Raw genomic sequence first — 14237 nt, forward strand, 5'->3', positions numbered from 1 at the left:
TTATCCGTTGCGGCGCAGTGCTACGGCGATCTGGAGCCTCATGGCCTGGATGGCCGGGAGCGCTCCAGCCACCAGGCCCAGAGCGAGGGCCATGCAGGCACCAATGATGAGATCCTTCTGCGGGAGGAAAAAGACTGGCAGCACGCTCGGAGCAGGGCTTCCACCCACACCGATGGCCCAGGCGATACCGAGGCCAATAAGACCTCCCAGCAGGGCGATCACACAGGACTCAAGCAGCACGAGCATCAGCACGAGGCCGTTGGTGAAGCCCATGGCCTTCAGCACCCCCAGCTCTTCGGTGCGCTCACGCACGGATTGGGTCATGGTATTGCCTGCCACCAGCAGGATGGTGAAAAACACCGCACTCACCACGGCGAACATGATGGTGCCGATGTCGCCAAGTTGCTCCGCAAACCCTGCCATCATCGCGCCTTCTGGCTCCGTCTTGGTCTCATAGGCGGAGTTTGCGAACTCTTCGTCGATGGTCTTCGAGATGGATGCGGCCTTGTCCTTGTCCGCCACGCGGATCCCAAACCAGCCAATCTCACCTTTGCCACGCTCGCGTGCTTCATCAAAGAAGTCGTAGCGGAAGTAGAAGGAGGTGAGATCCGCGCCCTTCCGCTGGGAAGTGTACACGCCCACGATCTGAAATTCCCAATGGGTCTTGCCCTTGGGTTCGCCCCAAATGGGTGCCGTGAGAGGAATGGTGTCACCAATCTTCCAGCCAAAACGTTTCAGGGTGACCTCTCCCACAATCGCGCCATGGCGCACCTTCAGCCATTCCGCTTTCTGTTCCGCGGGCAAGTCGAACTCCGGATACATTGCCAGGAAGGACTCAGGCTCCACCGCGATGGTGGCGAAGAAGTTTTTTGAGTCATTCTGATAGATGCCGCCGAACCATGACTGCGGCGCTACAAGGGTGACTCCCGGCACCTTGGTGATGCGTGACTCATAGCTGCTGGGAATGCTCTGGATGATAGAGACCTTGTGCCGGGTCACCAGGCGATCCGCATCCGCCATGTTCACACCACTGTTGAAGGCCGCCTTGATGCACGCCAGGAATCCGTACAGCAGAAACGCGACTAGGATCGAAAGGACCGTCAGCGAAGTCCGCAGCTTCTTCCGTTTGAGGTTGCTCCAGACGAGGGAGAGGAATTTCATGGCAGATCAGATGGGAGGCGAAAGTGAAAACAGGGTGTTGGAGAGGCTCCGTCAGGATGTCCGGGTGTGCTTATGGAGTTCCTCCGCTGGATCCGGGACCAAACAGTTTGGTGGAGCCATCGGTAGATGCAGCTTCAGGTTCGGATGTTGTCTCATGCGGTGAACCGGAAAACTCGTTGTCTATCTCTTGTGAGATGGCCAGGCGTTGGTCTTTGTCGATGCACCGAATCACGAACCATCCAACTTCATCCTTGGCGTGCTGGCGCTTGGATTGGTTGAAGAAGTCGTAGCGGATGTAGACGCAAGTCACGTCTGTGGTCTTCTTGGTTCCTGTGTTGATGCCGACGACCTGGAAGTCCCACTGGGTTTTTCCCCCAGGTTCACCCCAGATGGGTGAAGTGAGTGAGATGGTGTCGCCCACTTTCCAGCCGAACCGCTTTGCGGTTTCCTCTCCCACAATGGCTCCATGAGGTACTTTCAGCCACTCCTCCTTTTGAACGGACGGAAGTTTGAACTCCGGAAACACCGTAAAGAATGAGGTAGGTTCGACCACGAGGGTGGTAAAGAAGTTCTTCGGGTCGTTCCGATAAATGCCACCGAACCAGGTTTGCGATGTCACATGCGTCACGCCAGGTATCTTGGCGATTCGAGTCTCGTAGCTGGTGGGGAGGGTTCGAATGAGCGAGACCTTGTGCCGGGTGAAGACACGCTTGCTGTCTCCTGTGCCAATGCCCAGGGCGGAGCCTGCCTTGTCGCAAGCCACGGGACCAGATGAAAGCATCGCCATCATGAAGAGCATGGTCGTCCACCCTGCCCGCAATTTCTTGCGCTTCAGATTTCGGACGAGTTCGGGAAGTTTCATCCTTGGGGAAGGAGCAAGAGTTGTGACTGATTCGTTGGCGGTTACGAGTTGCCTCCTGCCAACCTGCAACTCCTAACCTCTGACCAATGCTTGCTTCACGCCACCGGCTCCGTAGAGAGCTGACCCTTGTCGAGGTGAAGCGTGCGCGAGGCTCTCGCAGATGCATGCGGGTCGTGCGTGACCATCACAATGGTCTTGCCGTGGTCCTTGTTCAGCGTCTGCAGCAGGGTCAGGATTTCATCACCGGACTTGCGGTCAAGGTCACCGGTCGGCTCGTCGCAAAGGAGGATCGTGGGGTCAGTCACAATGGCGCGGGCAATGCCCACGCGCTGCTGCTCACCACCTGACATGGTGCGGGGATAGTGCTTCATGCGGTGGGAGAGGCCCACAGCTTTGAGCGCGATTTCCACGTGCTTCTTACGGTCGGCCTTGGAGAGATGGGTCAACAGCAGGGGGAGTTCGACATTGCGCTCTGCGGTGAGTACCGGGAGCAGGTTGTAGAACTGGAAGACGAATCCCACATTCCGTGCGCGCCAGGCGGCGAGCTGTCCGTCGGAGTATTGATCGATGCGCTCACTGCCGATGGTCACCGAGCCATGTGTGGCGCGATCCAGTCCACCCATGAGATTGAGCAGGGTGGACTTGCCGGAGCCGGACGGGCCCATGAGCGCGAGGAATTCGCCCTTCTTCACTTCCACGTCCAGACCGGAGAGGACATGAATCTCCTCCGAGCCACGCTTGAAGTTCTTGGAGACACTTTTGATGTCCACGAGGATGTCGTTCGATGTGCTCATGATTTCTTTTCCGTGACTTTCGTTCCGTCCTTCAGGCCGGTGGGTGCATTCAGTACCAGACGTTCGCCTGCATTGATGCCGGCAGTGACTGTGGAGGTCTCGGCATCGGTGCCATTGACCGTGATGGCCCGGCGTTCCACGCGGCCATCCTTCACGACCCAGGCCACATCTTTGCCGCCATCTTGATGGACGGCTTCCTTTGGTACGATGACCAGGCGCTGAGGTTTCTCAGCCGCGGAAGGCGAGGCTGCCAGCTCCTGTGGCGCACTATGGAAGGCGACCTTCACACCCATCTCGGGAAGGATGCGGGGGTCCAGTTTGTCGAACCCAATGCGAACCTTCACCGTGGCTTTCTGCCGGTCCGCCGTGGGGATGATAGCGATCACCTTGGCGGGAATCTTCCAATCGGAGTACGCGTCCAACTTCGCCTCGACAGGCTGGCCAGCCTGTACCCGGTTGATGTAGCTTTCGCTCACGTCGACCTCGATCTCGAGGGAGTTCATGTCCACGATGGTGCAGATGCCGGTGCGTGTGAAGCTGCCGCCTGCGGACATGGGGGAGATCATTTCGCCCGGCTGGGCATTCTTGGAAGTGACGATGCCAGTGAAGGGGGCACGGACGATGGTGTCATCCACCTGCTGCTTCCACTGGGCGACTTCGCGCTCCGCCACCACTACGTCGGCGGTCTGGCGCACGAGTTTGGCAGCCAGAGCTTTGGTTTCAGCATCGGCCTTGTTCAGGTCAGACTGGCTGGCGGCTTTGGATTGAGCCAGTTCGCGGAAACGCTTGAGCTCCTGTTCTGCGAAGACCGCATTGGGCTTGGTTTCCTCCAGGGCTTTTCGCGCAGAGTCGAGTTGTGCTTCTGCAAGGCGAAGGCTCGCTTCGGTGTTGGAGGCATCAAGATGGGCGACAATCTGTCCCTGTTCCACCTTCATGCCCTCTTCCACGAGTACTTCCATCACCTTGCCGGTGACCTTGGCAGATACCGTGGCGATACGGCGTGCCGTGACATAGCCGGAGCCATTGAGCACGGCACGTTGAGACGGGGCGGATCCTCCGTTGCCTCCTGATGACTGTTCCTTGGCCACAGCCACCTCGACGGCGAGGGGCTTTGGACGCATGAACCACCATGTGACTCCACCTGCAACTGCAAGCAAAATCACGATGGTGGGCAATAACCAGGCAGGGCGCTCCTTCTTGGGCATCGCAGAGCGATCAATTCGGAGACCATCGAGCGACACTTTCTCAGCACTCATGGGAATGGGGGGAGTCATCAGCTAACAAGGCGTTGCCTTTGAGATCAAATGCAATCTGAAACGAACGCATCATTCCAAGGCTAGGCACCACCGTCAGCGATGTGACATGCATTCCCATGGGGAAAAGGTGGACGATCCGGCGTTGCAACTAGAGGGTCTGGCAGAGCTCTTCGAGCTGCTCGGCGCACTTGCCCCAGCCCTCGTGGAAGCCCATCTTCTCATGCGCCTCGCGGTCTTCTGCCTTCCAGTGGCGGGCAATGGCGGTGTAGTTCGTCTTTCCATCGCTCGCGTCTTCCAGCAGGATGATGCCCGTGAAGAAGGGCTTCTCGGAGGGGATCCACGCTTCCGTGTAGGCATCGGTGAAGACGATTTTCTCGTTTTCTACCACTTCGAGATAAACGCCCTTGTTGGGATATTCATTGCCTTCCGGGTCGCACATCACGACGAGGCTTCTGCCGCCGGCGCGCACGTCCGTTTCGACTTTGGAGAGGGTCCAGGGTTTGGGGACGAACCACTGCTTCATCAGCTCGGGAGTGGTCCAGGCCTTGAAGATTTTTTCCTTTGAGGTGTTGAGTACACGCTTGAGGACGAGGTCGAGGTCCGTGATGGTTTCGTTGGCGGCGGCGGTAGTGGAGCTCATGTCTGTTGGATTGGCTGGAGGTCTTGTTTTTCGTTTTTGAGTTCGGCGTCATCGCCCGTGCGTTGCGCCTTTCATTGCCATGACGAACCTGTCAGTTCTCGCGGGACATTTCGACGATACTTTTCTGAAAAAAGTCATTCTTCGGGAAGGACGGGGAGATGTGGCGATTCTGTCACGCGGGGGGTATCGTCCAAACCACCGCGCGCCACGAAAGGAAGATGGCCATGGTGGGGTAGAAGTTCTCCGCCATTTGTCCACTGTTCTTGCTCAAATCTCACCCTCACCACCTCAGAAGTCCCACGCATGACACGTCGCGAATTCATCGCCGCCACTTCCGCTTTGCCTGCTGCCACGCTTGCGGCAGAACCGGGGGCGCCGGTCCCGAAAGACAAGAATCACGCCAAACCCAAGCCTGCCTCAGCTCCCAAGCCTCCGCATCCCCAGATTCCTCCGCTGACTCCAATTCCCGGTCCGGCATGCCTTGAGGCAGGGCCCATGCTCGGGCATGTGAGTGATGAGGAGGCGTGGATCTGGGTCAAGGCTTCCAAGCCCTCCACCTTGAAGGTGCGAGTGAGCGAACATGCCGATCTGTCTGAGTCGCGTGAGGTTGCATTCGGTCCCGTGGATGAAAGGTCCGGTCGCACAGCTTCCGTGCGTGTGGATAATCTGCATGCGGACAAGCGCTACTACTACGAGGTGCTCCTCGATGATCGCATCGTGAGCAGCATGCCGGCGCCCTCCTTCGTGGCTGCGTCACCTTCAGTGTGGCATGGCAGGATTCGGGTGGCCTTCGGCTCCTGCGTAGGACGGCTTCCGGAGTACTCCGCTGCCACTTGGGGAGACCTCGCCGCGCGTGGGAACTTTGACCTCTTTCTCATGCTCGGGGACAATCACTATGGCGACACCACTGAGTTGGAGCGGCAGCGTTTGTACTATACAGCGCATCGACAGCTTGCAGGCTTCCGGGAAATCACCGCGCAGCGCCCCGTGTACGCCATCTGGGATGACCATGACTTCGGGCCGAACAACAGCGACTCCACCTCCGTGGGCAAGGAGCAGTCGCGCCAGGCCTTCCACGAATACTGGGCCAATCCCGTGCGCATCACGGAGAAGGAGGATCCTGCGATCTATCACACGTTCGAGCGCAGCGGTGTTGGCTTCTTCATGCTCGACGTCCGCTGGCATCGTACCCCGAACAAGGATCCAGATGGCGCTGCAAAGACCATGCTCGGAGCTACGCAGCTTGCCTGGCTCAAACGCGAGCTCAAGGCCAGCAAGGCGAGGGTGAAAATCATCGCCAGCGGCAGCGAGTGGCAGACCTACAGCCAGCCGGATAGCTGGGCGAAATTCCTGACCGAGCGCGATGCATTGCTCTCGTGGATGCAGCAGGAAGGCATCGAAGGAGTCATTTTCGTCTCAGGGGATCGACACTTCTCCGCAGGGTACCACATTCATGACAGGTGGGTGGAATTCACCTCGGGTCCCTTGGGCAGCGACAATCCGAAAAATCCCACGAGCCTGGTATCCCCAGAGACCTTCACCTTCCATCACGAAGGTAAGCTGTGGACCGTGCTGGATATCGATTGCTCGACAGCGATACCTGCCGTGAGCTACGAAGTGTGGCAGGCAGGTGAAGGGATGATTGAGTCCACGCCCTTGGCTTGGGAGGCCATCTGTGGACGCGAACTCATTGCAAAGAGCGAGCGTGTCATGGAAGTGCGTGAGGAGCAGGAGAGGAAGAAGGCAGGCAGGAGCTAGCGTGCTCGGAGGTTAGGCCTTCAGGCCTGACAGTGGTGGTTGGGTCTTCTGACCTGACCTCCTACGTCATGGCGCCGCGATGCATCAGAACGTCGGACTGGAAAGTCCAACATCCACTGTCAGGGCAGAAGCCCTAACCTCCTTTTCTCGAATACAAAGAACGCCCTCCCGCGTTTCCGCAGGAGGGCGCCTTGTTTGTTTCGGACGCAGACCCTTGTCTGCAATTCATATCGGGCAGGCCATGTCAGGCCACGCAGCTTTCTCCACAGCAGGCACTGGCGGCGGCCTTCTGCAACTCTTCGGGAGAGACGTCGCGCACGTGGGTGGCGATGGACCACTGGTGGCCACAGGGATCTTCCACCACGCCGTAGCGATCGCCCCAGAACTGCTCGGTGATGGGCATCACCACCTTGGCGCCAGCCTTCACCGCCTGGTCAAAGAGGGCATCAGAATCCTTTACCTGTAGATGGATGGTGACGGATGAGCCACCCTTGGCCTTGGGGCCCAGGATGCCGAAGTCTGGCATTTCATCCACCAGCATGACGAGGGAGTCGCCAATGCCGATCATGGCATGCATCAGCTTGCCATCCTGCCCTGGGACGCGGCAGATGTCGGTAGCGCCGAAGGCTTTCACATAGAAATCGATGGCTTCAGCGGCACCGGCACAAACAAGGTGCGGGGTCACGGTGTGCATGCCATTCGGCACGGGATCCACGGGCTTCGTAGCGGAGGCTTCTTTGGTAGCGGTTTTCGAGCTCATGATTTGTTTGGAGGGATGTTGGTATTGGGCTTGCGATTCGGTGAGGGTTGCACTGCACCGTTCATGACCATGACGAACAGGGGACGGAACGCAGGACATCGCCCCCAATCTTTTTTTGGAGGGCCATTTCAGACAAGTGAATCGCATCCCACCGGGTATGTCCGCCGCACCCTTTCGTGAACCATCCGCCTTATCCGGACCGGCTTCTCAGTCACACAGGAGTGCCTGAACAGTAGCGCCTTCCGCTAGCTCCTGCTCCGGATCCATGCGCAGGAAGGCATTCGCCCGGCTCAGGCTGAAGAGCGCGTGAGATTGTTGCACGCCGGTGGGGGTGAACTTCCCATCCTCATGAACACCGCGGATGTAATGCGGACGGTCACCGCGATTTTTCATGGCACGGGTGAGCGTGGCACTTACGCGGGGCAGGCTCCGCGAGGCATTGCCGGCGCCGAGGACTTTCAACAGGGCAGGCCGCACAAAGAGGTGGAATGTCACATGCGAAGACACGGGATTGCCCGGCAGGCCGAAAAGATGACAAGGGCGAGGGGACGAGACTGTCTTCGCAAAGAGCACCGGCTTGCCCGGCTTCACCTTCACGCGCCAGAACTCCGCGGGAATGTCCAGTGCCTTGAGGGCAGGCTTGATGTAGTCATGCTCACCCACGGACACGCCGCCGGAGAGAATGATGAAGTCATGCTGTCGAGTCAACTCGCGCAATGCGCTCACGGTTTCCTCAAGGTTATCCCTCAGATGATGGAAGGTGATGGGTGAGGAGATGCCCACGCTCCGCAACATCGCTTCCAGCATGATGCCATTGGAGTTGTAGAGTTTCCCGGGAAGCAGCGGTTCACCGGGAGGGATGAGCTCATCGCCTGTGGTGACGACTGCGATGCGTGGCGCTTCCGCAATGTCCACGTGCGTGAGCCCTTGGGATGCCAGCACGGCGAGGCGCGCGGCATTGAGAGGCTCGCCTTTGTCCACGATGCGCTGGCCCACACAGAGGTCGCAGCCGAGCACGCGGACGTTCTCCCCGAGTTCCACCGGTTCCTTGCACACGATCGATTTCTTCTCCGCATCCGTGGATACGTCCTCCTGCATGATCACGGCATCAGCCCCCGGAGGCATGGGGGCGCCGGTGAAGATGCGAATGGCGGTGTGAGGCTCGAGTGAGACACCGGCCACATCACCTGCGGCGATGGCTCCTGTGACACGCAGGGGCTCCGTGGTTCGAGTATCCTCTGCACGGACTGCATAGCCATCCATCGCTGAGTTGTCGAAGCCGGGGAGGGGAATGGTCGCGTGTATCGCCCTGGCAGCATAGCTCCTAACCCCTTCGCGAAGAGGCACGCTCTGCGATGGAAGGGCCGTGACGGAGGAGAGGATGTGTTCGAGGGCTTCTTGCTCGGTGAGCATGGGCGGAGAATGGTGAGCGCGTGGTGGAGCGGCTTCTCTTATACACGAATGTTCGCAAATCGACCTCAAATGGCAGGGACAGAGAAAGAGCCTTGAAGTTGGTGTGTGGTTCCCGATGAAAGAGGCTGCAATTCCGGGCGTAACCCCATTGACGCCTGAACTGGAAACTGGGAGACTTCAGGCAACCACAACCCACGGGGAGGTCATCGTATGAATGCACTGCAATCCCGACGCGCGTTCCTGTCCAATGTCGGCAAGGGAACCATCGCCGCCACCATTGGTCCTGCTCTCGCCGGCGAGTTGGGCCTTGCACCCTCAGCTTCGGCTGCGGACGGTCCCAAAGCGTTGAACTTCGGGGACATGGAGTCTCTGGTGTGCTTCATGCAGGAGACACCTGTCGCGGGCCTGCAGGCTGCTCTCGCGGAGAAGGTGAAGGCAGGCGTGCCACTGAAGAAGCTCGTGGCTGCAGGCGTGCTGGCGAATGCGCGGACATTCGGCGGTGAGGACTACGTAGGCTTCCACACGCTCATGGCCCTGAGCCCCGCGCTCTCCATGTCTGGCAACATGGCTTCCGAGAAGGAAAAGGCCCTGCCCATCTTCAAGGTGCTCTATCGCAATACAAACCGCATCCAGGAGCACGGCGGCCGGGGCAATGAAGTGCTGCATGAGGTGGATGGTCAGGCTTCCGGTCTGACAGCATCACCGACGGAATTGCTGCAGGTGATGAAGACCAAGGACGAGGCGGCCACGGAAAAACTGATGGCACGCATGGTCTCACGGGATCCTGAGGAGGCCTTCGATGCGTTGCTCTACTGTGTGCAGGAGAATCCTGAGGTGCACCGCACCGTGCTGCCCTACCGCGCCTGGGATCTGCTGGACGTGGTGGGCGAGGAGAATGCGAGCACCATGCTGCGGCAGTCGCTGCACTACTGCTTGAAGGCTGAGAAATATCGCAAGCCGGAATGGGAGGAGCACAGCCGCATACTCACCAAGCTGTTGGACGAGCATAAGCTGCTGGAGAAAGACTCGGGTACGAGAACCGCCACCGATGATTACGTCGAGCAACTTAGCAAGACCATCTTTGAAGGCACTGCGGAGCAGGCGGCAAGCGCTGTGGCGCACGCCATCGCGGAGGGATTTGATCCCATGGCGATTGGCGAGGCGATTTCACTGGCAGCGAATCAACTGGTCCTACGTGACGTCGGCAGGCCCCCAGCCTGGGAATCACCCGGCAAACCGGTGGGAAGTGTGCATGGCGACTCTGTTGGCGTGCATGCGTCGGATTCCATTCATGCGTGGCGTAACCTTGCCGGTATCGCCAAAGGCAGGAATGCTCACGCCTGCCTCATCTTGGGGGCGTGGCAGGTGGCGCGCGATCGTGGTTACAGTGGGGAAGGACGGGATTTCTTGAAATGGACTCCCTTGCCCACCAAGTATCAGATTGGCAGCGTGAAAGGAAAGGACCAGGACACGTTGCTGGCGGAACTGAACGAGGCCATCAAGGGCAACCTTCAGGCGCAGTCTGCCGCCATCGTGCACCAGTGCGGTCAGCTCGGCATCCCTGAGAAGCCTGTCTTCCAGGCACTGCTGCGCTATGCCGTCAGCGAGGATGGCGCCCTGCATGCGGAGAAGTACTACCAGACCACGTGGGATGAATTCCACCGCACGCGCCCCAGCTTCCGCTGGAGGCATCTCGTGGCTCTCGCCCGTGTCACCGCGAGTGAGTACGGCAGGCCTGCAGCGGGACAGGCGGAGGCGAGGGAGTTGTTGGGGGTGTGATGGTTTCAGCTGCCTGCAGACGTTACTGCAAGAATCTTCACGTGCCGGTCCGCGAAATCCTCCCAATAGTGGATTGCAATTCCTTCATAGACGCAGACATCAATGCGTCTGCCTGAGTCGTCGCGTTCTGAATACTCAGCGTGGTGGCCTGGGTGTGATTGAATCCGTTTGAATTGCTCGATCAGTCGATTGCGAAGCGAAGGTTTCAACTTCGCGAGGTGCTCAATTACCTCAATATCGACCAAGGGCCGGTATTCCAAATGCTAGGAACCAGCCTTCTACTTGAGACGCTTTTCCACTTCTTCGATGGTCAACCACCGCTCAGGCGATTTGTCATCGATCTTGACCGCAAGCTTGCGCAGAAACTCACCATTGTCATTGCGATTGAGTGCCGCGATGTAGCCCATCAACTCCCGCCGTTGTTCCAGTGGGAGGTTGGCAATTTCAGACTTCAGTGAAGCGAAGCTCACAATTCAAAGTACGACAGATAAGCCAAGAATCAACGGTCAAGCGCCACCAGCTTGGGCTCCAGAAACACCTGGCGTCCGGGTGTAGTAGATGTCCCACTCGTCCTCGGCCGTCTGCACAAATCCGTGACGCTGGTAGAACCGGTTTGAAGCGCTGTCTCGCAACGCGTTGAGAGAAACTGGCATCTGGCTGGCATCGGCGAGGGAAAGCAAATGCCGGATGACCTCGGAACCGATTCCCCGCGACTGGCAACTCGGGTGGACATAGAGGTGATCCAATTGAAAGCCCTCATCAGCAGGGCGGAAGGTGTAGAAACCGATGCGTTGTCCATCCACAACGATGAAGGCCGTGTGGTCAGGGTAGAAGGACTTGCGCAGTCGCTCGCGAGCCCGCTCGGGATCGAAACGGCCGACAGCCTCCAGACTGGCCTTCATGGCTGCGATGCGAAGAGCAGCAAGTTCTTCGAAATCGGCTGCCGAGACGACGGCAAAGGTGACGTGGCCTGAAGGTGTCGAGTTGGATGCTTGGGTCATACTTTGGGGTCGAGAGTCTTCGTGCCGGAGATAAACCGGGCTGCGGTGATTCTGCCGTTACGCACCTCATACATCGCCACCAACTCGAGCCTGCCCGTGCCTTCAGGAAAGGTCCGGGTCACTTCTTCATGGTCAATCACGACCTCTCCCATCACGAGGCGCTTGATGAGCTTTGCGTGCAGATTCGGCTCGCTGAATCGGGCGATGAAGCGCTCGCGTAATTGCGCCGCTCCACTGGCCAGCAATGTGGAGGGATACTCAAAGTGCTGCGCGTCCTCAGCATAGGTCGCCATCAAGGCGTCAACGTCCCTGGCGTTGCACTACGGTTTCAGGTGAGTGGGATGGTGCCATGGTTGTCCGAACGGTGTGTTAACGCAGGCCGGGGGGCAAAGCCCAGAAAAAAGGCGCTGGTTTGCGAAATGCTCCAGCGCCTCTTTGGCAAATGTCAGTGAGACAGGAATGGAGGCTCAACCCCCACCAGCCCCCACCATGCTCGCATCTGGCGCGCACATGCGGGCGGGATCAAGGGCTTCGTTGAGCTCGGCTTCGGTAATGCCGAGTTCGTCGAGGCGTGCCATGCAGAGCTGGCGGACAGGTGTGCCGGTCTTCGCGCTTTCCTTCGCGATGACAGCCGCCTTGTCGTAGCCGATCTTCGAGTTCAGGCCGGTCACCATGGCGAGGCTGTACTCGATGAAGTTCTTGCAGCGGTCTTCCTTGGCTTCGATGCCCTCGACGCAGCGCGTGGTGAAGATGCCGATGGCATTCGTGAGAAGCTCGATGCTCTCCAGGATGGCCGCACCCATGGCGGGCATCATCACATTGAGGTCGAAGTTTCCGTTCGCGCCGCACCAGTTCACGGTGACGTCGTTGCCCATCACACGGGCGCAGACCTGCATGAGGCTTTCGCACATCACCGGGTTCACCTTGCCGGGCATGATGCTGCTGCCGGGCTGGGTGGCGGGGATGGAGATCTCACCAATCGCGCACTGCGGTCCAGATGCGAGCCAGCGGACGTCATTGGCGATCTTGAAGAGGCTGGTGGCAATCGTCTTGAGCTGGCCGCTGGCTTCCACCAGACCGTCCTTGGCCGACTGGGCTTCGAAGTGATCGGCCGCTTCGCGGAAGGGGATGCCGGTCTTTTCCGCGAGCAGGGCGATGGCCTTGGCTGGGAATTCCGGGTGGCAATTCAGACCAGTGCCCACGGCTGTGCCGCCGAGGGGCAGCTCAAGGATGGTCTTGATCGCCTTGTGCACGCGATCCACGCCGTGCTCAGCCTGGCGGGCAAAGCCCTTGAACTCCTGGCCCAGACGCACGGGAGTGGCGTCCATGAGGTGGGTGCGGCCAATCTTCAGCACATCCCAGAAGGCCTTTGCCTTCACTTCGAGGGCGGCCTGCAGCTTCTCGAGCGCGGGCAGGAGCTTGTTGTTCAGCTCCTGGGCCACGGCCACGTGCATGGCGGTGGGGAAGGTGTCGTTGGACGACTGCCCCATGTTCACGTGGTCATTCGGGTGCACGGGGTCCTTGGCGCCGATGGCCTTGCCGGCAATCTGGCAGGCGCGATTCGAGATGACCTCGTTCGCGTTCATATTCGTGCTCGTGCCCGAGCCGGTCTGGTAGATGTCCACTACGAAGTGGGCGTCGAGCTTGCCATCGGCCACTTCCAGCGAGGCCTGTTCGATCAGCTTGGTGCGCTCTGCAGAGAGGAGGCCCAGGTCATGGTGCACCTTCGCCGCTGCCCACTTGATGAGGCCGTAGGCGTGAATGATGGGGTAGGGGACGGGGCGACCGCTGACGGGGAAATTGAGAACAGCGCGTTGCGTGGAGGCGCCATACAGGGCGTCGGCAGGCACGGGCATCTCACCCATGCTGTCTTTTTCGAGACGGGTACTCATGGATGATTGATTACATTGCTCCCTTCTGCAGGTACGTGAAGGCGATGATTCCTGCGACGAGGAAGAAGATGGCGATGAGGGCTCCAGCGATCATGGTATTGGTGAGAAGAGAGTTGTGGATAGCGAGGAGGAAAGGGAGGTCAAGGAGTTAGGCTCCCGGAGGCTCCTCCTTGAAGATAACAGAGGCACCCGCACCCTTGTATCGTTTCCAGCAGGTTCCCTCGATTGGGCGGGGATGCCTAAGGCATCTTAAACATCTTTGAAAATTCCCCTTGCAAACAGGGAAGAACTCAGCAAACTACGCGGCTCTATGGCAAAGACCTGCTGGCTCGAGCGCAACAAGCGCAAACAAAAGACTGTTGATAAATATGCCAAGCTTCGTGAGGAGCTCAAGGCAAAGAAGGACTATGTGGGCCTCTCCATGCTGCCCCGCGATGCCAGCCCTACTCGTCTGGTGAACCGCTGCCGCGTCTCCGGCCGCCGTCGCGCTTTCATCCGCCGTTTTGAAATGTCCCGTCTTACCTTCCGTGAAATGGCCTCTGCTGGCCTCATTCCCGGAGTGACGAAATCGAGCTGGTAATGTCTCACCTCCGGTGGGCGTGACCACAATTTGACTTTGCGAAGGTGCTGCGTTTGCAGCACCTTCTCTTTTTCGGACGAAATGCCCACCTACCATTACATCGCCGAAAAACCTGAGGAGGGTTGCCCTCGCTGCCGCAAGGGCTTCGACCTGCGCCGCCCCCTCGACCGGCCCGCTCTGACCCACTGTCCGCTTTGCAAGAAGCCTGTGGTGAAGGTACTGCAGCCGTTCAATACCCCCAAAATCACCAAACCCCTGTCTGTTTCGGACGCCAAGAGTGCCGGCTTCACCGTTCTGGAGAAGCGCTGCGATGGCTCCTACGAAAAACGCTGAGGCGCGGA

14 protein-coding genes and 1 pseudogene are annotated in these 14237 nt (G+C 59.0%); 4 read left to right on the forward strand and 11 right to left on the reverse strand.

Annotated features, from left to right (window positions below):
• The 5 genes from DES53_RS07550 to DES53_RS07570 all read right to left on the reverse strand — a co-directional run bounded on the left by DES53_RS07550 (position 1) and on the right by DES53_RS07570 (position 4713).
• On the reverse strand, positions 1-1161 hold the full coding sequence (locus DES53_RS07550) for an ABC transporter permease (protein ID WP_113957622.1): 1161 nt from the start codon (positions 1159-1161) through the stop codon (positions 1-3).
• A 70-nt stretch (positions 1162-1231) separates the two neighbouring features.
• Positions 1232-2023, reverse strand: a complete 792-nt coding sequence (locus DES53_RS07555) for an ABC transporter permease (RefSeq protein ID WP_113957623.1) — start codon at positions 2021-2023, stop codon at positions 1232-1234.
• Positions 2024-2118: 95 nt separating this feature from the next.
• Positions 2119-2817 (reverse strand): ABC transporter ATP-binding protein, encoded by a 699-nt coding sequence (locus DES53_RS07560; protein WP_113957624.1) that lies wholly within the window; start codon positions 2815-2817, stop codon positions 2119-2121.
• Positions 2814-4073, reverse strand: coding sequence for an efflux RND transporter periplasmic adaptor subunit (locus DES53_RS07565; RefSeq protein WP_113958127.1), 1260 nt, complete (start codon positions 4071-4073; stop codon positions 2814-2816). Before DES53_RS07565 ends, DES53_RS07560 begins: the two co-directional genes overlap by 4 nt.
• Before the next feature lie 148 nt (positions 4074-4221).
• Positions 4222-4713: an SRPBCC family protein gene (locus tag DES53_RS07570; protein ID WP_113957625.1), complete on the reverse strand. Its 492-nt coding sequence runs from the start codon at positions 4711-4713 to the stop codon at positions 4222-4224.
• A gap of 303 nt (positions 4714-5016) precedes the next feature.
• Here DES53_RS07570 and DES53_RS07575 point away from each other — a divergent pair, with 303 nt between their 5' ends.
• Positions 5017-6471 (forward strand): alkaline phosphatase D family protein, encoded by a 1455-nt coding sequence (locus DES53_RS07575; RefSeq protein WP_113957626.1) that lies wholly within the window; start codon positions 5017-5019, stop codon positions 6469-6471.
• A gap of 244 nt (positions 6472-6715) precedes the next feature.
• On the opposite strand, the gene DES53_RS07580 is transcribed toward DES53_RS07575, so the two are convergent.
• Positions 6716-7231, reverse strand: coding sequence for a VOC family protein (locus tag DES53_RS07580; protein ID WP_211325479.1), 516 nt, complete (start codon positions 7229-7231; stop codon positions 6716-6718).
• A 207-nt stretch (positions 7232-7438) separates the two neighbouring features.
• Positions 7439-8644: a molybdopterin molybdotransferase MoeA gene (locus DES53_RS07585; RefSeq protein WP_113957627.1), complete on the reverse strand. Its 1206-nt coding sequence runs from the start codon at positions 8642-8644 to the stop codon at positions 7439-7441.
• A 210-nt stretch (positions 8645-8854) separates the two neighbouring features.
• Here DES53_RS07585 and DES53_RS07590 point away from each other — a divergent pair, with 210 nt between their 5' ends.
• A complete protein-coding gene (locus tag DES53_RS07590; RefSeq protein WP_113957628.1) occupies positions 8855-10423 on the forward strand; it encodes a hypothetical protein in 1569 nt (522 codons plus the stop codon).
• Positions 10424-10701: 278 nt separating this feature from the next.
• On the opposite strand, the gene DES53_RS07595 is transcribed toward DES53_RS07590, so the two are convergent.
• The 4 genes and pseudogenes from DES53_RS07595 to DES53_RS07610 all read right to left on the reverse strand — a co-directional run bounded on the left by DES53_RS07595 (position 10702) and on the right by DES53_RS07610 (position 13316).
• Positions 10702-10893 carry a hypothetical protein gene (locus DES53_RS07595; RefSeq protein ID WP_113957629.1) on the reverse strand — a complete coding sequence of 64 codons (192 nt, stop codon included), beginning with the start codon at positions 10891-10893 and terminating at the stop codon, positions 10702-10704.
• Positions 10894-10929: 36 nt separating this feature from the next.
• Positions 10930-11424, reverse strand: a complete 495-nt coding sequence (locus DES53_RS07600; protein ID WP_113957630.1) for a GNAT family N-acetyltransferase — start codon at positions 11422-11424, stop codon at positions 10930-10932.
• Positions 11421-11729, reverse strand: a pseudogene (locus DES53_RS07605) (nuclear transport factor 2 family protein); the annotation flags it as partial. The pseudogene DES53_RS07605 and the gene DES53_RS07600, both read right to left, overlap by 4 nt.
• A gap of 162 nt (positions 11730-11891) precedes the next feature.
• The gene (locus DES53_RS07610) at positions 11892-13316 is read right to left on the reverse strand and encodes a class II fumarate hydratase (RefSeq protein WP_113957632.1); all 1425 of its coding nucleotides are present in this window, start codon (positions 13314-13316) and stop codon (positions 11892-11894) included.
• Positions 13317-13626: 310 nt separating this feature from the next.
• Between DES53_RS07610 and rpsN the strand changes: the two genes are divergently transcribed.
• Together rpsN and DES53_RS07620 are read left to right on the forward strand one after the other, a co-directional pair.
• On the forward strand, positions 13627-13896 hold the full coding sequence (rpsN, locus tag DES53_RS07615; RefSeq protein ID WP_113957633.1) for a 30S ribosomal protein S14: 270 nt from the start codon (positions 13627-13629) through the stop codon (positions 13894-13896).
• Positions 13897-13977: 81 nt separating this feature from the next.
• Positions 13978-14229 (forward strand): FmdB family zinc ribbon protein, encoded by a 252-nt coding sequence (locus DES53_RS07620; protein ID WP_113957634.1) that lies wholly within the window; start codon positions 13978-13980, stop codon positions 14227-14229.
• The last annotated feature ends 8 nt before the right edge of the window (positions 14230-14237 follow it).

Origin of the sequence: Roseimicrobium gellanilyticum (assembly GCF_003315205.1) — a bacterium.
Taxonomy (GTDB): Bacteria; Verrucomicrobiota; Verrucomicrobiia; order Verrucomicrobiales; family Verrucomicrobiaceae; genus Roseimicrobium; species Roseimicrobium gellanilyticum.